Origin of the sequence: Streptomyces triticagri, from assembly GCF_003429565.1 — a bacterium.
GTDB lineage: Bacteria > Actinomycetota > Actinomycetes > Streptomycetales > Streptomycetaceae > Streptomyces > Streptomyces triticagri.
Genome location: NZ_QUAK01000025.1, coordinates 79,526 through 100,168, shown reverse-complemented (window position 1 = coordinate 100,168; position 20,643 = coordinate 79,526). Strand labels below are relative to the sequence as shown.

Below are 20,643 nucleotides of genomic sequence, written 5' to 3'. Positions count from 1 at the left end.
CCACCAGGAGGGCGCACCGTGCACCGCCGTCACAACGGTCTGAAGACCGCTCTGCTGCTCGGAGGGCTCTCGGCCCTCATCATCGTGATCGGCGGCTTCTTCGGACGCACGGGCCTGTTCATCGCCCTCTTCGTCGCCCTCGGCACCAATGCGTACGCGTACTGGAACAGCGACAAGCTCGCCCTGCGCGCCATGCGCGCCCGCCCGGTCAGCGAGTTCGAGGCCCCGCAGCTGTACCGGATGGTGCGTGAGCTCTCCACCCAGGCCCGCCAGCCGATGCCCCGGCTCTACATCTCGCCCACCGAGGCGCCCAACGCCTTCGCCACCGGCCGCAATCCGCGCAATGCGGCGGTCTGCTGCACGGACGGCATCCTGCGCATCCTGAGCGAGCGCGAACTGCGCGGCGTCATCGGCCACGAACTGAGCCATGTCTACAACCGCGACATCCTGATCTCCTCGGTGGCGGGCGCCCTCGCCTCGGTGATCATGTTCCTGGTCAACTTCGCCTGGCTGATCCCGAGCGGCGGGTCCAGCAACCGCGAGGGACCGGGCATCTTCGGCATGCTCCTGATCATGCTGCTCGGCCCGATCGCGGCCTCCGTCATCAAGCTCGCCATCAGCCGCTCCCGCGAGTACGAGGCGGACGCCTCCGGCGCCCAGCTCACCGGCGACCCGCTCGCCCTGGCCGGCGCCCTGCGGAAACTCGACGCGGGGACGAAGCAGCTGCCGCTTCCCCCCGAGCCCAGGATCGAGGCGGCGAGCCACATGATGATCGCGAATCCCTTTCGCCCCGGGCAGGGAATGGCGAAGATGTTCTCCACGCATCCGCCGATGGCGGAGCGAATCGCCCGGCTCGAGCAGATGGCAGGTCGCCAGCAGTGAAGACAATTCTGAACGTTATTTGGCTGGTCCTGAGCGGCTTCTGGCTGTTCCTGGGATATCTGCTGGCGGGAGTGCTGCTGTGCATCACCGTCATCGGCATCCCGTTCGGCATCGCGGCCTTCCGGATCGGCGGGTACGCACTGTGGCCCTTCGGCCGCACCACCGTCGAGCGCCGTGACGCGGGCGCGCCCTCCTGCGTGGGGAACGTGCTGTGGCTGATCCTCGCGGGCTGGTGGCTCGCGCTCGGCCACATCGCCACCGGTATCGCGCTGTGCATCACCATCATCGGAATCCCGCTGGGCATCGCGAACTTCAAGCTGATCCCGGTCTCCCTGATGCCGCTGGGCCGCGAAGTCGTCAGTACGGACCAGGCGTTCGCCACGACCCGCTGGTGACCCGCCGGGCGCGCACTGCGCCAGGGGCGCCCGTACAGGCAACCGCGCGGCGCCTGTTGCTCGTCCTTCACCACAGCACACCACCACGGGTGTGACGCGCGCGGGCGTACGTTCGCCGGCCCGGGGTATCCGCTCCGGGGGCGAGCCCGCCGCGGCGGACACCGCCGACGGGCCCCCGCAGCAAGCGCGTTCACCAGGCACGAAGGGCAGGCCACGGCATGGGCATCATCAGCTGGATCGTTCTCGGACTCCTCGCGGGAGCCGTCGCCAAGATCCTGCTGCCGGGCCGCGATCCGGGGGGACTCGTCGGGACGACGCTGATCGGCATCGCCGGCGCATTCGTCGGCGGCTGGCTGTCCACCCGCTTCCTGGACCGGCCGATATCCACCGACTTCTACGACGGGGCGACGTGGGTCGCGGCGATCGGCGGCTCGCTGGTGCTGCTGATCGGCTACCGGCTGCTGTTCGGCCACTCGCGGCGCTGACCGCCCGCACAGCCACATCCCGTCACCGAGCTGCCGCCCGATTCGTCGGGCGGCAGCTTCTGCGTTCACCGGGCGGGCTCGAGCCCTGCGGGACCGTGACCCGGGCCACGTACGAAACGGTTTCGTTTCGCAGCGCCCAGGGGTTACTCTCGGACGAGTACGAAACAGTTTCGTTCCGGCGGCGTACCCTGCGCCGAGGCGCGAAGCCGTGGAACTGCCGAACGACATCAGCGGAAGGTGCACAGAACATGGCTGAAGCCGCGACGAGCCGTCGCAGCCGGATCACGCCCGAGCGCGAGTCCGAGCTGTACGGCGCGGTGCTCGACCTCCTCGGCGAGGTCGGCTACGAGGCGCTCACCATGGACACCGTCGCCGCCCGCACCCGCTCCAGCAAGGCCACCCTCTACCGCCAGTGGGGCGGCAAGGCCGAGCTGGTCGTCCGCGCCCTGCGGCACAACAAACCGCTCGGCGTCGACGGCGTCGGCGGCATCGACACCGGCAGCCTGCGCGGCGATCTGCACACCCTGCACGGGCAGCAGGACGACTGCGAGTTCGAACGCTCCTCCGCGCTGATGCGAGGCCTTGCGACGGCGGTGCACCACAACCCCGACCTGCGCCAGGCCCTGCGGGAACTGCTCATCGAGCCGGAGCTCGCGGAGCTGCGCAAGGTGCTGCAGCGGGCCGTCGACCGGGGCGAGATCCGCCCGGACAACCCGGCCATGGACTACGTCCTGCACATGCTCGTCGGAGCGATAGGGACCCGTGCCTTGATCGACGAGCTGCCGCCGGACCAGGAATTCCTCCACTCGTACATCGAAGCCGTGGTGCTCCCCGCCCTCGGCGCCTGACCTCCCCACCCCGCGCGTACACCGCCGTACGCGGGGATCCCCGCAGTGCAGCACCTGACGCGACCGCTCACGTCGTCGGGCCGATGCTCCATGCCCCAGGGCCGCCTGGCCCAAGTACCACGACCTGACCGGGAGTTACGTCCTCGTGGCCACTTTCCTGTACAAACTCGGCAAGCTCGCCTTCCGGCGGCGCCATGTCGTCACCCTGCTCTGGGTGGCCCTGCTCGCGCTGGCCGGAGTGGGCGCCTCCCAGGCGCCGGTGGCGGGCAACAGCTCGTTCTCGATCCCCGGCACTGAGGCCCAGAAGGCCTTCGATCTGCTGGAGGAACGGTTCCCCGGCGCCAGCGCCGACGGTGCCACCGCGCGCGTGGTCTTCAAGGCCCCCGACGGCGAGGAGATCTCGTCCGCCGAGAACCGGGACACCGTGCGCGAGACCGTCAAGGAGCTCGGCAAGGACTCCGAAGTCGCCTCCGTCATGGACCCGTTCCAGGCGAAGGCGGTCAGCCGGGACGGTACGACGGCCTACGCCCAGGTCTCGTACAAGGTCTCCGGCATGGAGCTCGAGGACGCCTCTCGGGACGCGCTCGAGGACACCGCGAAGGACGCCCGCGACACCGGCCTGACCGTGGAGATCGGCGGTGACGCGCTCCAGGCGGTGCCCGAGACGGGCGCCACCGAGATCATCGGCATCGGTGTCGCCGCGGTCGTCCTCGTCATCACCTTCGGCTCGCTGGTCGCGGCCGGACTGCCGCTGCTCACCGCGCTCGTCGGGGTCGGCATCGGAGTCTCCACGATCACCGCGCTCGCCAGTGTCATGGACCTGGGCTCGACCACCTCGATCCTGGCCATGATGATCGGCCTCGCCGTCGGCATCGACTACGCCCTCTTCATCGTCTCCCGCTTCCGGGCCGAGCTCGCCGAGGGGCGCGAACGCGAGGAAGCCGCCGGACGCGCGGTCGGAACCGCGGGCTCCGCCGTGGTCTTCGCCGGACTCACCGTGGTGATCGCCCTGGTGGGCCTCGCGGTGGTCAACATCCCGATGCTCACCAAGATGGGCGTCGCGGCCGCGGGAACGGTCGTCATCGCGGTCCTGATCGCGCTCACGATGATCCCGGCGCTGCTCGGTTACGCAGGTCGGCGCGTACGTCCCGCCGGCGCGAAGCGCAGGAAGCGCGGCCGCAAGAAGCAGACGCAGCAGGACGACCGCCCCGCGCACGCGGCGACCGGCGACGAGCCCCCGGCCAAGGGCGACGAGCCCCCGGCCAAGGAGGGCGCCGGCACCCGCTGGGCACGCTTCGTGCTGCGCCACCCCGTCGCCGTACTGCTCCTCGCGGTGCTCGGCCTCGGCGCCGCCGCCGTACCGGCCTCCTCGCTCGAACTCGGCCTGCCCGACGACGGCGCACAGCCCACAAGCACCACCCAGCGCAAGGCCTACGACCTGCTCTCCGAGGGCTTCGGGCCCGGCTTCAACGGCCCCCTGATGGTCGTCGTCGACGCCGGCTCCAGCGACGACCCCAAGCAGGCCGTCAAGGAGGTCACAAGCACCGTCAAGGGCCTCGACAACGTGGCCACGGTGACGCCGGCGACGTTCAACAAGACCGGCGACACCGCGATGATCAGCGTCGTCCCGGACTCCAAGCCGTCCTCCGTCGAGACCGAGGACCTGGTGCACGCCATTCGCGACGCGGGCGGCGACCTCAAGGCCGACACCGGCGCGAACGTCCTGGTCACCGGCACCACCGCGATGAACACCGACGTCTCGCAGAAGCTGAACGACGCGCTCCTGCCCTATCTCTCGCTCGTCGTCGGCCTGGCCTTCCTGCTCCTGATCGTGGTCTTCCGCTCGGTCCTGGTGCCCCTCAAGGCCGCCCTCGGCTTCCTGCTGTCGGTGCTCGCCGCGCTCGGCGCCGTCGTCGCGGTCTTCCAGTGGGGCTGGCTCGGCTCGCTGCTCGGCGTCGAGGAGACCGGCCCGGTCATGTCGATGATGCCGATCTTCATGGTGGGCGTCGTCTTCGGCCTGGCGATGGACTACGAGGTCTTCCTGGTCACCCGGATGAGGGAGGCTTACGTCCACGGCGAGAGCCCGCGGGAAGCGATCGTCACCGGATTCCGGCACGGTGCGCGCGTGGTGACCGCGGCCGCCGTGATCATGATCGCGGTCTTCTCCGGATTCATCGGCTCCAGCGAGTCGATGGTCAAGATGATCGGCTTCGGCCTCGCCATCGCGGTGCTCTTCGACGCGTTCGTCGTACGCATGGCCATCGTGCCCGCGGTACTCGCCCTGCTCGGCCGAGCGGCCTGGTGGCTGCCGCGCTGGCTGGACCGCGCACTGCCGAACGTCGATGTCGAGGGCGAGGGCCTGAGCAAGTACATCGCCGCTTCGGCGAGTTCGGGCCCGGCGGCTCCTGTGGACGCCGAGCCGGCCGCGGCGGACGCCGTCCCGGCGGCTTCCCTCGCCCTCGCCGGCGCAGGAATCCGCGGCACCGTCCGGGGCGCCGCGGGCGAGGGCCTGCCGCGCGCCGCCGTCACCCTGATCTCGGCGACGGGCGGCCAGCTCGGCCGCTCCACGGCCCACACCGACGGGTCCTACGACCTCGACGTGCCCGGCCCCGGCAGCTACGGCCTGATCGTCGCGGCCGACGGCCACCAGCCCCAGGCGGCCCAGGTCGTCGTACGCGAGGACGTCCTCGGCTACGACATCCGGCTCACCCCGTCCAACGGCCCTGCGGGACTGGTCCGTTGCCCCGACGGTGCGCCCGTGCCCGGCGCCCGGGTGGTGGTGACCGATGCCGACGGCGAGGTGCTGGCCACCGGGACGACCGGCGAGAGCGGCGGCTTCGACTTCGAGGAGCTGACCTCCGGCGCGGCCACGGTCACCGTCAGCGCTCCGGGCTTCCGGCCGGCCGCGCAGCCGGTGGAGACCGGCGAACGGACCGCCTCCCGCCTGGAGTTCGACCTGGTGGCGACCGCCCGCGTGCACGGCACCGTACGATCCGCCGCGAACGGCGGCCCGCTGCCCGACGCCCTGGTCACGCTGCTGGACGCGGCGGGCGATGTGGTGGCCACCTCCACCACGGGCGACGACGGCGCCTACGCGTTCACCGATCTCGACGCCGGTGAGTACTCCGTGATCGCCAGCGGCTACCCGCCCGTGGCGAACGTACTGCACGCGCACGGCCCGGACGCCGCCGAGTTCGACATCGAACTGAGCCACGACCGGCCGTAGTCACGCAGCGCGCCACGAACGGAGAAGTCCCCGGCCGGCACACCGCCGACCGGGGACTTCTCCGCAGCTCACCTCAATGCGTCAGGCGTCACCGGTAGTTGACGAACTGCAGGGCGAAGTCGAAATCGCGGCCCTTGAGGAGGGCGATCACCGACTGCAGGTCGTCACGGCTCTTCGAGGTGACACGCAGCTCGTCCCCCTGCACCTGCGCCTTGACGCCCTTGGGACCCTCGTCCCGGATGATCTTCGCGACCTTCTTCGCGTTCTCCTGGCTGATGCCCTCCTCGATCGAGGCGAAGATCTTGTACTCCTTGCCGGAGATCTGCGGCTCACCGGCGTCGAGCGACTTGAGGGAGATGCCGCGCTTGATCAACTTCGACTGGAAGACGTCGAGGATCGCCTTCACCCGTTCCTCGGAGTTCGCCTCCATCAGGATCTTCTCGCCGGACCAGGAGATCGATGCGCCCACGTTCTTGAAGTCGTAGCGCTGCGAGATCTCCTTGGCGGCCTGGTTGAGGGCGTTGTCGACCTCCTGCCGCTCGACCTTCGAGACGATGTCGAAACTGGAGTCGGCCATGTCCTGTGGCTCCTTGTATCGATGTGCGTATACCGCTCTGCGTACGGGGTGCATGGCAAAGCCTAGGCCCACCCCGGGGCCGCCCCACCCCCGATCAACCGGGTGGCGAACCACCCCTGGGCATCGGGTATCGTTTACGTCGTTGCCACGGAGCCCACAGCTTCGAGCAGCCACCCCGGCGGTGTGCCCGAGCGGCCAAAGGGAGCAGACTGTAAATCTGCCGGCTCAGCCTTCCCAGGTTCGAATCCTGGCGCCGCCACATGAAGGTGAAACCCCTTCCGTACTGCGACTTCGCAGTGCGGAAGGGGTTTTCTCGTGTTCGGGCCCGCCGGTGTCAGTTGCCTGCGACGTCCTTCACCGCGACCGGCACGGGCGTGGAGCCGCTGATCAGCTCCAGCGTCAGTCCCGCGGTGGCCGTGGTGTCGACGAGGTCGGCGAGTACGGCGGCCACGTCGTCGCGCGGGATCGGGCCGCGGCCCGTCGAGGCCTCCAGGCGTACGAGTCCGGTGCCGGCGTCGTTGGTGAGCATGCCGGGGCGCAGGATCGTCCAGTCGAGGCCGGTGCGGCTGCGTACGTGGTCGTCCGCCGCGCCCTTGGCCCGCAGGTACGCGTCGAAGATCTCGTCCCCCTCGTGGCCGACGTCGGCGCCCATGGCGGAGACCACGATGTGGCGGCGCACTCCGGCACGTTCCGCCGCGTCGGCGAACAGCACGGCGGCGCCCCGGTCCACCGTCCCCTTGCGCTCGGTGCCGCTGCCGGGGCCCGCGCCCGCGGCGAAGACGGCGGCTGTCGCACCCTGCAGATGGGCCGCCACCTCCTCGACCGTGGCCGACTCCAGATCGCAGGTGACCGGCTCGGCGCCCGCCGCCCGTAGGTCGTCGCCCTGCTCGGGATTGCGGATCAGGCCCGCGACTTCGTAACCGCGCGCAGCGAGCAGCCGCTCGAGCCGCAGCGCGATCTGACCGTGTCCTCCAGCAATGACAATGCGCATGTCTTCGACCGTACGCCGGGCGGCGCCCTCCTGCCGTGCGACCGCGTACCGCCCCGGAATTCCTGAACGTTCAGACGTATGCCTGCGATTGACTCCCCGAGTCGACCAGTGGCCACCGACTGCGGACCGTCGACATGTGTCCCCCGACCGCCGACTACGCGCGCGTGGTCAATGTCCGGGCGGCCGGGCCGTGTTCACGCCGTGCCGTTCCCCTGGGACCGTCCCTGACGGGGCAGGTCGAGCGCGACGGCCGCCGCCGAGTCGCAGTACTCACGTACGGCACTGGTGCGCGCCACCACCCGCCCCCGGTGCACCACCACTCGGCTGTACGCGAGGGAGAGCACGCTCCCGAGACGTTCGCCGCGTACGGCGAGGAGTTCGGCGGGAAAGCCGGCCTCGACCCTGACCTCGGGCAGCCCCATCGCGGCCCGCGCCGTCGAACTCACGGCGGCGTACGCGTCCGCAGGGGTGCGGCCGTGCTGCGACGCCAGCAGATACGCGGCCTCCAACGGGTCGCCACGACCCACCGGATTGGCCACGTCCCGCAGCGCACCGCTGCCGGCCGCGACCCGTACCCCGGCCGCCTGCAGCAGCCGTACGGGAGCGGCTCCCGTACCGCGCTGCTCCAGGCCGCCGCAGTCGCCCTGAGGCAGGCAGACGACCGTCACGCCCGCCGCGGCGAGGCCCTCCGCCGCACGGGCCGCGGCCTGGGCGGGGAGCCTGCCGAGGCCCGAGCACGGGCCGATGCCCACCGACGGACGCAGACCGCCTGCCATGGACGCGAGGCGGGCGAGCCGGGCCGGATCGGCCCCGTCCGTGTGCAGGTCGACGGGGCACCCGTGCTCCGCGGCCACTTCGAGTACGGCCTCCACGTACCCCGTGGGATCCGGATCGAGATCCGGGCAGCCGCCCACCACACCGGCGCCCATCTTGACCGCGTCCCGCAGCATCGCGAGGCCGTCGGCGCCCGCGACACCGGTGAGCAGCCGGGGCACCGCGACGGCGGTCAGATCGACGAGCCCGCGCAGGGAACGCCGGGCCTGCAGCACCGCCTCCATCGGCCCGAGCCCTTGCACGCCGCCGATCGGTACGTGCGAACGCAAGGCCGTGGCCCCGTGCCCGAGCTGCAGCAGCGCGGACTCGGTGGTGCGCCGCTGGATGTCCGGAACGTCGTACGGGACGGGGCCGTCGGTGTCGGCGGTCAGTGCTGTGGCGTGGTGACCGTGTGGTTCGGCGGGTGCCGGCAGCAGCAGATGGCCGGCGAGGTCCACGCGCGCGGAATGGGCGGTCAGGCTGCCCGCGGTACCCACCGCCTCGATGCGCCCGCCTCCCATGCGGACGTCGACCGTCCTGCCGTCGGTGAGCTTGGCTCCGGTGAGCAGCAGGGAGCTCGTGTCCTCGGCGGCACCGTCACGGCGTGGCTGCGGCTGGCTGTCGGGCATCGCACTCCTGGGAGGTCGTACGGCTGCGGAAGATCAAGATCACGCAGCGTGGGACGAGCCTAGGGCGCGGTCCTATGGGGGCCGTGCAGGAGCGAAATAGTCGTACCGGCGTGGCCGACCGGCACCCCTGTGGCCTGTGGGGCAAGTGTCGGGAAGGGGGCCGCGAAACGGATTTGGGCGAACGGCAGCCGACCGTGTAATGTCTTCATCGCTCGCCCCAATAGCTCAGTCGGTAGAGCGTCTCCATGGTAAGGAGAAGGTCTACGGTTCGATTCCGTATTGGGGCTCTGATGTGCGGCTCCCTCGCCTTCGGGTGAGGGGCTCGCATCAAAGCGGTGTAGCTCAGTCGGTAGAGCAAGCGGCTCATAATCGCTGTGTCACCGGTTCAAGTCCGGTCACCGCTACTACCAGTAGCCGATTGTGGGGTCGGTCCTCCGATCGGCTACTCTTTTCTGCGTTAATCCGTCCATCCGTCAAGGAGCACTCACGTGGCTGCCACCGACGTCCGCCCGAAGATCACGCTGGCCTGCGTGGAGTGCAAGGAGCGGAACTACATCACCAAGAAGAACCGGCGTAACAACCCGGACCGTCTTGAGATGAAGAAGCACTGCCCGCGCTGCAACGCGCACACGGCGCACCGCGAAACGCGCTGAACCAGGCTCGTACTCGAGGCCGCCCCCACCAGTGGGGGCGGCCTCGAGTCGTTTCTCGGCCCGGCCGGTCCGCCGGCCCGGCGTCCGATCCATCGATTCGTTGTCAGGAGGCCGGACCCCATGGCGCTCGACCAGTCCTTCGTCGGACGGTCCTACCCGCCCACCGATCCGTACGAGGTCGGCCGGGAGAAGATCCGCGAATTCGCGGAAGCGGTAGGCGATTTCCACCCCGCGTACACCGATCCGGAAGCGGCCAGGGCGCTGGGTCACCCCGATGTGATCGCGCCGCCCACTTTCGTGTTCTCCATCGCGTTCAAGGCTGCGGGGCAGGTGACGGGGGACCCGCAGCTGGGCCTGGACTACAACCAGGTGGTGCACGGCGACCAGAAGTTCGCGTACACCCGCCCGGTGCGAGCCGGAGACCGGCTCAGCGTGACCACGACCATCGAGGCGATCAAAACGATGGCGGGGAACGACATCCTCGACGTCCGTGCCGAGGTGCACGACGAGGCGGACGGCCATGTGGTGACCGCCCTCATCAAGCTCGTGGCACGCGGACCGGAGGAGGACTGAGATGGCGGCGCAGGTGAAGTACAGCGAGGTCGAGGTCGGCACCGAACTGCCCGCCCAGACCTTCACCGTGACCCGCGACGTACTGGTCCGCTACGCGGGCGCGTCCGGGGACTTCAATCCCATCCACTGGAACGAGAAGTTCGCGCGCGAGGTCGGCCTTCCGGACGTCATCGCGCACGGCATGTTCACGATGGCCGAGGCGATCCGGGTCGTGACGGACTGGCTGGGCGACCCGGGTGCGGTCGTCGAGTACGGCGTCCGTTTCACCAAGCCGGTCGTGGTCCCGAACGACGACAAGGGCGCGACGATCGAGGTCGGCGCGAAGGTCGCGGCCCTCCTGGACGACAACCGGGTGCGGGTCGACCTGACCGCCACCAGCGACGGCAAGAAGGTGCTGGGGATGGCCCGGGCGGTCGTGCAGCTGGCCTGAGGGTCTTCGTGCGCCTGGGGCATGTCGCGTACCCACGGCAACCAGGTCGCGTAGCCATGACATGTAAGGGGCGTCCGCAATGGCGGGCGCCCCTTACGGCTTTCGTCCTGGACGCCGCTTGTCCGCTCCCCTTGACGTAGTTAGTAATTGGCCACTAACTTAGCTGCATGGTCAGAATGAGCGCCGATGAGCGGCGGGAGAGTGTGATCCGTGCGGCGACCGTCGAGTTCGCGCGCGGCGGGTACTACGGCACGTCCACCGAGGCGATCGCCCGGCGGGTAGGGGTGTCGCAGCCGTATCTCTTCCGGCTGTTCCCGGGGAAGAAGGCGATCTTCCTGGCGGCGGCGGCCCGTTGCCTGGAGAACACCCGCAAGGTCTTCGAGGCCGCGGTGGAGGGGCTGGAGGGCGAGGAGGCCCTGCATGCCATGGCCGAGGCCTATACCCGGCTCATCGCCGAGGACCCCGACAATCTGCAGATGCAGATGCAGACCTATGTGGCCGTCGGTGCGGCGGAGGCCGCGGGCGACCACGAGTTCGGCGAGATGGTGCGGGCCGGCTGGCTGGAGATCTGGGACACGGCCCGGCTGGCGCTCGGGGCGGACGACGAGGAGACCGCGACGTTCATGGGCCACGGAATGCTGATCAATTCGCTGGCGGCGATGGGCTTCAGGTCCGACCACCGTGTGTGGCAGGGCCTCTTCATCTCGGCGCGCGTCAAGCGGGAGGCGGGGGCGTGAGCGGCCGCGGGCCGTAGTTTCGTGGCGGCTCGTCCGGGCTGGCGGGCCGGGTCATGCCTGAAAAGTTAGTAATCAATAACTAGCTGGAAATGGGGAGAGGGTCATGTCGATCACTCCGGAAAGTACGTTCGGTTCGACGGCAGTAGGTGCAGTAGGTGCAGTAGACACAGCCGACGCAGTAGGCACAGCAGCGGGTGCGGAAGCGGCGGACGCTTCGCAAGGAGGCTCGCGCGGCGGATCGGCAGGTCCCGCGTCGGGTGCGGACCGTCCTCCCGCCGAGCGCGGCGGCCGCGGCGGGGCCGCCTGGGCGCTGGCGATCACCAGCGTCGCCACCTTCATGGCGGCGCTCGACAACCTCGTCGTGACCACCGCGCTGCCGTCCATCGGAAAGGACCTCGGTGGCCGTCTCGCCGACCTCGAGTGGACGGTCAACGCGTACACACTCACCTTCGCCGTCCTGTTGATGTTCGGCGCCGCGCTCGGCGACCGGTTCGGCAGGCGCCGGCTGTTCATCGGCGGGCTTGCCGTCTTCACCGCCGCCTCGGCGGCCGCGGCGCTCGCACCCGGGATCGACGCGCTGATCGCGGCCCGCGCGGTGCAGGGAGTCGGCGCGGCCGTGATGATGCCGCTCGCGCTGACCCTGCTGACCGCCGCGGTGCCCGCCGAACGCCGGGGCATGGCGCTCGGCATCTTCAGCGCGGTCACCGGACTCGCCGTCGCCAGTGGGCCGTTGGTCGGCGGCAGCCTGACCGAGCACATCGCCTGGGAGTGGATCTTCTGGCTGAACGTGCCGATCGGCCTGGCCCTCATCCCGCTGGCCCGCCTCCGCCTGCGCGAGTCCCACGCGCCCGGCGCGCGCCTGGACGTCCCCGGCACACTGCTGGTCAGCACGGGCCTCTTCGGCATCGTCTACGCCCTGGTCAGCACCGGCTCGCACGGCTGGACCAGCGGGCGGGTGCTGGCCGGTCTGATCAGCGGCTCGGCCGTCCTCGCCGGCTTCGTGCTCTACGAACTGCAGACGGAGCGACCGATGCTGCCGATGCGGCTGTTCCGCGAGCGGGCGTTCTCGGGCATCAACGCCGCGAGCCTGCTGATGTTCCTCGGCATGTTCGGCTCGATCTTCCTGCTCAGTCAGTTCCTGCAGATCGTGCTCGGCTATTCGCCGACCGAAGCAGGTCTGCGGATGCTGCCGTGGACCGGTATGCCGCTGCTCGTGGCGCCGGTCGCGGGCTATCTCTCCGACCGGATCGGCGGCCGCCCGGTGGTGGCCACGGGACTTGCTCTGCAGGCGCTCGGTCTCGGGGTGTTCGCCCTGGCCCTCGAGCCGGACATGTCGTACGCGGCGCAGCTGCCCGGCCTGATCCTCAGCGGCATCGGCATGGCGCTGTACTTCGCTCCGGCCGCCAGCCTGGTGATGGGCAGCGTACGGACCTCCGAGCAGGGCATAGCGTCCGGCGCCAACAACGGGCTGCGGGAGATCGGCGGCACGCTCGGCGTCGCGATCCTGGCCTCGGTGTTCTCCTCGCAGGGCGGTTTCGAGTCGCCTCAGGCGGCCGTCGACGGACTGACTCCCGCGCTGTGGATCGGCGCCGGTGTGGTGGGCCTCGCCACGGTCGCGGCCCTGCTGATCCCCTCCCGCGGGGCCACCGCCGTGCATGAAAAGGCTGTGCGTGAAGAGGCCGTGCATGACTGAGGCCGTGCAGGAAGAGAAGGCCGGCTGACAGACGCCCTGGGAGCGGCCCTCCACGCGCGCGTGGAGGGCCGCTCCGCATCCGTGCCCGGCGTCCTGTCCGGACCCGCCTCACATGGACACCCGGACTCACCCCGTACGAGCGGCTCCGCCCTCCCCGTACCCTGGTGCCCGTGCAGGAACTTCACGATGCCCCGCTCGCCCCGCTGACCACCTTCCGGCTCGGCGGCCCCGCGACCCGCCTGATCACCGCGACCACCGACGCCGAGGTGATCGCCGCCGTGCGCGAGGCCGACACCGCGGGCACGCCGCTGCTCGTGATCGGCGGCGGCAGCAATCTCGTCGTCTCCGACGCGGGATTCGCGGGTACGGCCCTGCGCATTGCCACCACCGGCTTCCAACTGCGCGGCACCGAGCTCGAGCTGGCCGCGGGCGAGGTCTGGAGCGATGCGGTCGCCCGCACCGTGCAGGCCGGTCTCGCGGGCGTCGAGTGCCTGGCAGGGATCCCCGGATCCGCCGGCGCCACCCCGATCCAGAACGTGGGCGCGTACGGCCAGGAAGTGTCCTCGACGATCACCGAGGTGATCGCTTACGACCGGACGGCGCAGGAAACGGTCACGCTCGCGAACGCCGACTGCTCCTTCTCGTACCGCCACAGCCGCTTCAAGGCGGACCCCGAGCGCTACGTGGTGCTGCGTGTCCGCTTCGCCCTGGAGGACGCGGGCGGGCTCAGCGCACCGCTCAAGTACCCGGAGACCGCGCGTGCCCTCGGCGTCTCGGCCGGCGAGCGGGTGCCGCTCGAGCGGGCCCGCGAGACGGTGCTGAAGCTGCGTGCCGGAAAGGGCATGGTGCTCGACCCCGAGGACCACGACACCTGGTCCGCCGGTTCCTTCTTCACCAATCCGATCCTGGACGACGAACAGTTCGCCGCCTTCCACGCGCGCGTGCAGGATCGTCTCGGCCCCGGGACCGAGCCGCCGGCCTTCCCGGCGGGGGAGGGGCGTACCAAGACGTCGGCGGCCTGGCTCATCGACAAGGCCGGCTTCACCAAGGGCTACGGCAGCGGCCCGGCCCGCATCTCCGGCAAGCACACCCTGGCACTCACCAACCGCGGCTCGGCCCGCACCGAGGATCTGCTCGCCCTCGCCCGCGAGGTGGTCGCCGGTGTGCAGGACGCCTTCGGCGTCACCCTGGTCAACGAGCCGGTGACGGTCGGCGTCAGCCTCTGAGCCCTTCGCCGACCGGCTCTGCGACGCAGCCGGCCGGGACGGCTCGCGTGGGCTCAGTAGGCCACGCTCACGCCACGCTTCAGGGTCGCCGGATCGTCGATGATGGCGAGCATCGCGAGCCTCGCCGACTACCTCCGAAGCGAGCAGGACCGCGGCCGCACCCGCGCCGACCCCTACGCCGCCGCCTCCCTGCTGCTCGGCGCCTGCGCACAGCGCGCCTTCGCGTACGACATCGGCGCGGGCCACCCCCCCACCCTCGGTCGACGCCTTCGCCGTCGACATCACCCGCACCCTCTTGAACGGCATCGGCTGACGGCGCTCACGAAGACTGACATGGTTCACGAAGGCCGTACGACGACAGCAAGCACCAGCGACGCGACGGCCAGGCCCAAATACGCCCCGGGGAACGCGATGTTGTGGAAGACGCCGGCGCGTACGTGCGCGGCGATCGCACCGATGAAGAACAGCACAAGCCCCACCGCGGCGGCCACCCCGATCACCGGGACCCCCACGAGCCCGAGCAGCAGCCCCGCCGCTCCCGCCGCCTTGAGCACCGCGAGCCCGGGGAGCAGCCGCGGCGGGAGCCCCACCTCGGCCGAGTTGTCGAGGACGAACCCGGCCCGCAGGAAGTCGGCGACGGCGATCGCTGCATTGGCCAGGATCGTGGCGACTGTGACGACGACGTAGGCGGCGACCATGTGCCCGCCCTTCCGCTCGAAGGACTCGAAGGACTTGGAGGACTCGGGAGAGGGCAGCCCCTGCACGCGGAGGTTTCCGCCGACTCCGAGCGGGCCGCCTCCGGCAAGCCTCCTCCCGGCTCCCGGTGGCGTCCAATACCTGCATCTATAGCCTGGCGGCATGGATGTGGACACGCGGCTGCTGCGCTACTTCGCTGCGGTCGCGGAGGAGGGCACCCTCACCCGTGCCGCCGAGCGCCTCTTCGTGTCCCAGCCCGCGCTGACCAAACAGATCAGGCAGTTGGAGACCCAGCTGGGGGTACGCCTGTTCACCCGTGCCCGCACCGGCATGACGCTCACCGAACCGGGCCGCGAACTGGCGGAACGCGTCCCCGCCCTGCTGGCCGAGTGGGACCGCGTGCTGCGCGCGACGAAGGGCGCAGCCGGCCGGGCGGCCCGCGTCCTCCGCGTCGGCTTCCTGGCCAGCGCAGCGAACGAGGCGACCCCGCACATCATCGAGGACTTCACCCGCCGCCGGCCGGGCTGGCGGGTCGACATGCGCCAGGCCGCCTGGTCACGCCCGAGCGCAGGGCTGGACAACGGCGACGTCGATGTCGCGCTGGTACGGCTGCCCTTCCCCGGCCAGGACGATCTGCACACGGAGGTGCTGTTCACCGAGCCCCGTTGTGTCGCGCTCGCCTCCGGACACCCGCTCGCGACCCGCGAGGTGATCGACTTCCGGGATCTGTGGGACGAGCCGTTCGTGGCCGCCCCGTCCGAGACGGGCGCGTGGCGCGACTTCTGGCTGGCCGCGGACCTGCGCGACGGCCGTCCGGTCCGCATCGGCGCCGTCACCGAGCACCCGGACGACTGGCTGAGCGCGATCGCCAACGGCTACGGCCTGGCTCTGGCCCCCGCCTCCGCCGCCCGCTTCTACGCCCGCCCCGGCATCACGTACCGCCCGGTGACCGGCGTGGGCCCCAGCCGGGTCGCGATCGCCTGGTCCCGAGCCGACGACGCGAACCCCGTGGTCGAGGACTTCGTCCGCAGCTGCCTGGACCACCGGGCTGCCGACTGCCTGGACCACCGGGCGGCAGAGGACACACACCCGACGCCGCACCCCCGCCCCGATCCGACCGATCCGACAGACACGCCCTAACCCGCCAGCCACCCGTCGATGTCCGCAAGGAGCTCGTCCCGCACCGGGGCCGGCGCGGCCGACCCCCGCACCGACTGCCGTGCCAGTTCGGCCAGTTCGGCGTCGTCGAAGCCGTGATGCGTCCGGGCGATCTCGTACTGCGCCGCTAGCCGCGAGCCGAAGAGCAGCGGGTCGTCCGCGCCGAGCGCCATCGGCACGCCAGCGTCGAACAGCGTCCGCAGAGGTACGTCCTCGGGCTTCTCGTACACCCCGAGCGCCACGTTCGAGGCCGGGCAGACCTCGCAGGTGACCCCGCGCTCCGCGAGCCGCCGCAGCAGCCTCGGGTCCTCCGCTGCGCGCACCCCGTGCCCGATCCGGGCCGCGTCCAGATCGTCCAGACAGTCGCGCACCGAGGCCGGTCCGGTCAGCTCACCGCCGTGCGGCGCGGCGAGCAGCCCGCCGTCCCTGGCAATGGCGAAGGCACGGTCGAAGTCCCGCGCCATACCGCGCCGTTCGTCGTTCGAGAGCCCGAAGCCGACGATGCCGCGGTCCGCGTACCGCACCGCGAGCCGGGCGAGGGTGCGCGCGTCGAGCGGATGCTTCATCCGGTTCGCCGCCACCAGCACCCGGATCCCGAGCCCGGTCTCCCGCTGAGCGGCGTCCACCGCGTCGAGGATGACCTCCATGGTCGGGATCAGACCCCCGAGCCGCGGGGCGTACGAGGTCGGGTCGACCTGGATCTCCAGCCACCGCGACCCGTCCCTGATGTCCTCCTGCGCCGTCTCGCGCACAAGGCGCTGGATGTCCTCGGGGGCGCGGAGACAGGAGCGTGCCATGTCGTAGAGCCGCTGGAAGCGGAACCAGCCGCGCTCGTCGGTCGCCCGCAGCTTCGGCGGTTCACCGCCGGTCAGAGCCTCGGGCAGATGGACGCCGTATTTGTCGGCCAGTTCGAGCAGCGTGCTCGGCCGCATCGATCCGGTGAAGTGCAGATGCAGATGGGCCTTGGGCAGTTCTCGCAGATCCCGGGACGCGGCCTCGCCGCCGACACGTACACGCTCCATCCGAAGATCCTGCCGTACGCACCGCCCCGGCCGGTAGCCGCTTTCGTCCACGGAGCTTGCCCGGGGTACGTCCCGAACGAAGAAACGGGCGCCCGGGAGACCCCGGGCGCCCGTCGCAGCGGCGACGCGTCAGCTCTTGGCCTCGGCCAGCAGCTTCTGGATCCGCGAGACACCCTCGACCAGGTCCTCGTCCCCGAGGGCGTACGAAAGGCGCAGGTAGCCGGGCGTACCGAAGGCCTCGCCGGGCACGACCGCGACCTCGACCTCGTCCAGGATCAGCGCGGCGAGCTCCACCGTGGTGGCGGGCCGCTTGCCGCGGATCTCCTTGCCGAGCAGGTCCTTGACCGAGGGGTACGCGTAGAAGGCGCCCTCGGGCTCGGGGCAGAGCACCCCGTCGATCTCGTTGAGCATCCGCACGATGGTCCTGCGGCGCCGGTCGAAGGCGGTCCGCATCTCCGCGACGGCGTCCAGGTCCCCGGAGACGGCGGCGATGGCGGCGGCCTGCGCGACGTTGCTCACGTTGGAGGTGGCGTGCGACTGCAGGTTGGACGCGGCCTTGATGACGTCCTTGGGGGCGATCACCCAGCCGACCCGCCAGCCGGTCATCGCGTACGTCTTGGCGACGCCGTTCACCACGATGCACTTGTCGCGCAGCTCCGGGACGACGACCGGCAGGGAGCTGAACTCCGCGTCCCCGTAGACCAGGTGCTCGTAGATCTCGTCGGTCAGGACCCACAGGCCCTTGTCCGCGGCCCAGCGGCCGATCTCCTCGACCTGCTCGCGGGTGTAGACCGCGCCGGTCGGGTTGGAGGGGGAGACGAAGAGGAGCACCTTCGTATTCTCGGTGACGGCGGCCTCGAGCTGCTCCACCGAGACGCGGTAACCGGTGGTCTCGTCGGCCGTCACGAAGACCGGCACACCGCCCGCGAGCTGGATGGACTCCGGGTACGTCGTCCAGTACGGGGTCGGCACGATGACCTCGTCGCCCGGGTCGAGGATCGTCGCGAAGGCCTCGTAGATCGCCTGCTTGCCACCGTTGGTGACCAGGACGTTGGCCGCCTCCACCTCGTAACCGGAGTCGCGCAGCGTCTTCGCGGCGATCGCGGCCTTGAGCTCGGGGAGCCCGCCGGCCGGCGTGTACCGGTGGTACTTCGGGTTCTTGCAGGCCTCGATCGCGGCTTCGACGATGTAGTCGGGCGTCGGAAAGTCCGGCTCGCCCGCGCCGAAGCCGATCACCGGACGTCCGGCGGCCTTGAGGGCCTTGGCCTTGGCGTCGACAGCGAGGGTGGCGGACTCGGAGATCGCGCCGATGCGGGCGGAGATCCGGCGTTCGGTGGGAGGAGTTGCAGCGCTCATGGCCCCCATCGTTCCAGACCCGCGACCCACGGGGCACGGGGGTTTGGCGGACCGCCCGGTCCCTATCTGTTCGACGCCGGGCCCCGGACCACGTATGCTCTTCCCTCGTTGGCCTTCAGCGCCTGCACTCACTCCGCGCACTCGGTGCACTGGATTGGATGCGGTACGTTGGGGGAAATCAAAGGGTCGTAGCTCAATTGGTAGAGCACTGGTCTCCAAAACCAGCGGTTGGGGGTTCAAGTCCCTCCGGCCCTGCTACACACACCTTTCGCCAGGATGTGTGCGCATGTACGTACTGCAATGCACCGCCGTGCGGCTCAACCGGGCGCGGCACGGCCACGACCCGGAATCAGGTGAGGACGAGTGACGGACGCCGTGGGCTCGATCGATACGCCTGACGCCCCGGACGAGACGACCGAGTCCAAGAAGAAGACGCGCAAGGGCGGGAAGCGGGGCAAGAAGGGCCCCTTCGGTCGCCTGGCCCTCTTCTACCGCCAGATCGTCGCGGAGCTCCGCAAGGTCGTCTGGCCGACTCGCAGTCAGCTCACGACATACACCACAGTGGTGATTGTCTTCGTTGTCATCATGATCGCGTTCGTGACCGTGGTTGACTATGGCTTCTCGGAAGTCGTCAAGTACGTCTTCGGTTAGAAGCCGAGCGAAGGGCGCCGGAGCCGGCGCCCGCTTTCGCGCGTTCCACCCCTCTGTATCCAGGAAGAAGCAGCCACCGTGTCTGACCCGAACCTGAACGACGCCATCGAGCCTCGCGGGGATGCTGTCGAGTCCGCCGAGGACGAGCTGGACATCGTCGAGGCGGCTGACTCCGAGGACCCGGACCAGGCCGAGGCTGCCGACATCGCTGCGGGCGAGGCCGCGGAGGACGCCGCCGTGCACATCGAGGCGGACGCCGAAGCGGTCGCGGAGACCGCCGAGGACGAGGCCGCCGTCGCGGAGGCCGAGGAAGCGGAAGCGGTCGAGGAGGCCGAGCCGGTCGACCCGATCGCCGCACTGCGCGACGAACTGCGCGTCCTGCCCGGCGAGTGGTACGTCATCCACACCTACGCCGGCTACGAGAACCGCGTGAAGACCAACCTCGAGCAGCGAGCCGTCTCGCTGAACGTGGAGGACTTCATCTTCCAGGCCGAGGTGCCGCAGGAAGAGGTCGCGCAGATCAAGAACGGCGAGCGCAAGACCATCCGGCAGAACAAGCTCCCGGGCTACGTCCTGGTCCGCATGGACCTGACGAACGAGTCCTGGGGCGTCGTCCGCAACACCCCGGGCGTCACCGGCTTCGTGGGCAACGCCTACGACCCGTACCCGCTGACCCTGGACGAGATCGTGAAGATGCTCGCCCCGGAGGCCGAGGAGAAGGCGGCCCGCGAGGCGGCCGAGGCCGAGGGCAAGCCGGCGCCGTCGCGCAAGGTCGAGGTCCAGGTCCTGGACTTCGAGGTGGGCGACGCGGTCACCGTCACCGACGGCCCGTTCGCCACCCTGCAGGCCACGATCAACGAGATCAACGCCGACTCGAAGAAGGTCAAGGGCCTCGTCGAGATCTTCGGCCGCGAGACCCCGGTCGAGCTGAGCTTCGACCAGATCCAGAAGAACTGAGCACGACCGCTCGTCGGTCCTCCGGTTCGTACGGAACACAAGCCTCCGAACAGGTCAGAACGGCTGCTGAAGCCGTTCTGACCTGCTCGGTTTTTGGCCGCACATGGATACCCGTTATCGTTGTGCGGTATGCCTCCATCCGGATGTATCGGATCGAGGCGGATCACCTCTCACTAGGACCCGGAGAGAGCTATGCCTCCCAAGAAGAAGAAGGTCACGGGGCTCATCAAGCTCCAGATCCAGGCCGGCGCGGCCAACCCGGCGCCGCCGGTCGGCCCGGCGCTCGGCCAGCACGGCGTCAACATCATGGAGTTCTGCAAGGCCTACAACGCCGCGACCGAGTCGCAGCGCGGTTGGGTCGTGCCGGTGGAGATCACGGTCTACGAGGACCGCTCCTTCACCTTCATCACGAAGACCCCGCCGGCCGCCAAGATGATCCTCAAGGCCGCGGGCATCCAGAAGGGCTCCGGCGAGCCGCACAAGACCAAGGTCGCCAAGGTCACCGAGGCGCAGATCCGCGAGATCGCGCAGACCAAGATGGAAGACCTGAACGCGAACGACCTGGACTCCGCGACGAAGATCATCGCCGGGACCGCTCGTTCCATGGGCGTCACGGTCGAGGGCTGACCGCCACCCCCGTATGAC

General features: G+C 70.0%; 21 protein-coding genes, 4 tRNA genes and 1 pseudogene. 20 read left to right on the top strand and 6 right to left on the bottom strand.

All coding sequences use genetic code 11. The annotated features are described in order from the left end of the window. Positions 1–18: 18 nt before the first annotated feature. From htpX to DY218_RS34850, 6 genes and pseudogenes are all read left to right on the top strand, one after another. On the top strand, positions 19–882 hold the full coding sequence (gene htpX, locus DY218_RS05460; protein WP_128554755.1) for a zinc metalloprotease HtpX: 864 nt from the start codon (positions 19–21) through the stop codon (positions 880–882). Beyond that, entirely contained in the window at positions 879–1,277 is a 399-nt protein-coding gene (locus DY218_RS05455; protein ID WP_128554754.1) for a YccF domain-containing protein, read from the top strand. The genes htpX and DY218_RS05455 overlap by 4 nt, the downstream gene beginning before the upstream one ends. A 218-nt stretch (positions 1,278–1,495) precedes the next feature. Continuing rightward, on the top strand, positions 1,496–1,762 hold the full coding sequence (locus DY218_RS05450; RefSeq protein ID WP_128554753.1) for a GlsB/YeaQ/YmgE family stress response membrane protein: 267 nt from the start codon (positions 1,496–1,498) through the stop codon (positions 1,760–1,762). A gap of 248 nt (positions 1,763–2,010) precedes the next feature. Further along, positions 2,011–2,610: a TetR/AcrR family transcriptional regulator gene (locus DY218_RS05445; RefSeq protein WP_128554752.1), complete on the top strand. Its 600-nt coding sequence runs from the start codon at positions 2,011–2,013 to the stop codon at positions 2,608–2,610. A 145-nt stretch (positions 2,611–2,755) separates the two neighbouring features. After that, positions 2,756–4,999, top strand: a pseudogene (locus tag DY218_RS05440) (MMPL family transporter); the annotation flags it as partial. 18 nt (positions 5,000–5,017) lie between these two features. Beyond that, complete coding sequence (locus DY218_RS34850) at positions 5,018–5,836, top strand: MSCRAMM family protein (RefSeq protein ID WP_233521384.1); 819 nt, start codon at positions 5,018–5,020, stop codon at positions 5,834–5,836. 88 nt (positions 5,837–5,924) lie between these two features. Here the strand turns inward: DY218_RS34850 and DY218_RS05435 are convergent, their stop codons facing one another. Beyond that, a complete protein-coding gene (locus tag DY218_RS05435; protein WP_128554750.1) occupies positions 5,925–6,413 on the bottom strand; it encodes a YajQ family cyclic di-GMP-binding protein in 489 nt (162 codons plus the stop codon). Between the two features lie 177 nt (positions 6,414–6,590). On the opposite strand from DY218_RS05435, the gene DY218_RS05430 reads away from it, so the two are divergent. Next, positions 6,591–6,672 (top strand) — tRNA-Tyr (locus tag DY218_RS05430). Positions 6,673–6,747: 75 nt separating this feature from the next. Here DY218_RS05430 and DY218_RS05425 read toward each other — a convergent pair. Beyond that, complete coding sequence (locus DY218_RS05425) at positions 6,748–7,404, bottom strand: SDR family oxidoreductase (protein WP_128554749.1); 657 nt, start codon at positions 7,402–7,404, stop codon at positions 6,748–6,750. Between the two features lie 194 nt (positions 7,405–7,598). Then, a complete protein-coding gene (locus DY218_RS05420) occupies positions 7,599–8,846 on the bottom strand; it encodes an amidohydrolase family protein (RefSeq protein ID WP_128554748.1) in 1,248 nt (415 codons plus the stop codon). Between the two features lie 214 nt (positions 8,847–9,060). Here DY218_RS05420 and DY218_RS05415 point away from each other — a divergent pair. From DY218_RS05415 to DY218_RS05380, 8 genes are all read left to right on the top strand, one after another. Continuing rightward, positions 9,061–9,133: transfer RNA gene (locus DY218_RS05415), tRNA-Thr, on the top strand. A gap of 44 nt (positions 9,134–9,177) precedes the next feature. Then, positions 9,178–9,250 (top strand) — tRNA-Met (locus tag DY218_RS05410). An 84-nt stretch (positions 9,251–9,334) separates the two neighbouring features. Then, on the top strand, positions 9,335–9,499 hold the full coding sequence (rpmG, locus tag DY218_RS05405; protein ID WP_003948671.1) for a 50S ribosomal protein L33: 165 nt from the start codon (positions 9,335–9,337) through the stop codon (positions 9,497–9,499). A 120-nt stretch (positions 9,500–9,619) separates the two neighbouring features. Then, positions 9,620–10,072: a MaoC family dehydratase N-terminal domain-containing protein gene (locus tag DY218_RS05400; protein WP_128554747.1), complete on the top strand. Its 453-nt coding sequence runs from the start codon at positions 9,620–9,622 to the stop codon at positions 10,070–10,072. 1 nt (position 10,073) lies between these two features. Further along, positions 10,074–10,502 carry a MaoC family dehydratase gene (locus DY218_RS05395; protein WP_128554746.1) on the top strand — a complete coding sequence of 143 codons (429 nt, stop codon included), beginning with the start codon at positions 10,074–10,076 and terminating at the stop codon, positions 10,500–10,502. 167 nt (positions 10,503–10,669) lie between these two features. Further along, a complete protein-coding gene (locus tag DY218_RS05390; protein WP_128554745.1) occupies positions 10,670–11,239 on the top strand; it encodes a TetR/AcrR family transcriptional regulator in 570 nt (189 codons plus the stop codon). Between the two features lie 310 nt (positions 11,240–11,549). Then, positions 11,550–12,932 carry a DHA2 family efflux MFS transporter permease subunit gene (locus tag DY218_RS05385; protein ID WP_233521383.1) on the top strand — a complete coding sequence of 461 codons (1,383 nt, stop codon included), beginning with the start codon at positions 11,550–11,552 and terminating at the stop codon, positions 12,930–12,932. Between the two features lie 170 nt (positions 12,933–13,102). Further along, positions 13,103–14,158, top strand: a complete 1,056-nt coding sequence (locus tag DY218_RS05380) for a UDP-N-acetylmuramate dehydrogenase (protein ID WP_128554743.1) — start codon at positions 13,103–13,105, stop codon at positions 14,156–14,158. Positions 14,159–14,496: 338 nt separating this feature from the next. On the opposite strand, the gene DY218_RS05370 is transcribed toward DY218_RS05380, so the two are convergent. Further along, positions 14,497–14,856, bottom strand: a complete 360-nt coding sequence (locus tag DY218_RS05370) for a DoxX family protein (protein ID WP_128554844.1) — start codon at positions 14,854–14,856, stop codon at positions 14,497–14,499. A gap of 160 nt (positions 14,857–15,016) precedes the next feature. Here DY218_RS05370 and DY218_RS05365 point away from each other — a divergent pair, with 160 nt between their 5' ends. Beyond that, the gene (locus DY218_RS05365) at positions 15,017–15,994 is read left to right on the top strand and encodes a LysR family transcriptional regulator (RefSeq protein WP_128554742.1); all 978 of its coding nucleotides are present in this window, start codon (positions 15,017–15,019) and stop codon (positions 15,992–15,994) included. Here DY218_RS05365 and DY218_RS05360 read toward each other — a convergent pair. Next, positions 15,991–17,034, bottom strand: a complete 1,044-nt coding sequence (locus tag DY218_RS05360) for an adenosine deaminase (protein WP_128554741.1) — start codon at positions 17,032–17,034, stop codon at positions 15,991–15,993. The genes DY218_RS05365 and DY218_RS05360 overlap by 4 nt on opposite strands. Positions 17,035–17,163: 129 nt before the next feature. Further along, positions 17,164–18,390, bottom strand: a complete 1,227-nt coding sequence (locus tag DY218_RS05355; protein ID WP_158573978.1) for a pyridoxal phosphate-dependent aminotransferase — start codon at positions 18,388–18,390, stop codon at positions 17,164–17,166. Between the two features lie 182 nt (positions 18,391–18,572). Here DY218_RS05355 and DY218_RS05350 point away from each other — a divergent pair. From DY218_RS05350 to rplK, 4 genes are all read left to right on the top strand, one after another. Further along, positions 18,573–18,645 (top strand) — tRNA-Trp (locus tag DY218_RS05350). Between the two features lie 108 nt (positions 18,646–18,753). Beyond that, the gene (secE, locus tag DY218_RS05345) at positions 18,754–19,041 is read left to right on the top strand and encodes a preprotein translocase subunit SecE (RefSeq protein ID WP_128554739.1); all 288 of its coding nucleotides are present in this window, start codon (positions 18,754–18,756) and stop codon (positions 19,039–19,041) included. Between the two features lie 78 nt (positions 19,042–19,119). Continuing rightward, positions 19,120–19,998 (top strand): transcription termination/antitermination protein NusG, encoded by an 879-nt coding sequence (gene nusG, locus DY218_RS05340; RefSeq protein ID WP_128554738.1) that lies wholly within the window; start codon positions 19,120–19,122, stop codon positions 19,996–19,998. A gap of 192 nt (positions 19,999–20,190) precedes the next feature. Further along, a complete protein-coding gene (gene rplK / locus DY218_RS05335; protein ID WP_128554737.1) occupies positions 20,191–20,625 on the top strand; it encodes a 50S ribosomal protein L11 in 435 nt (144 codons plus the stop codon). The last annotated feature ends 18 nt before the right edge of the window (positions 20,626–20,643 follow it).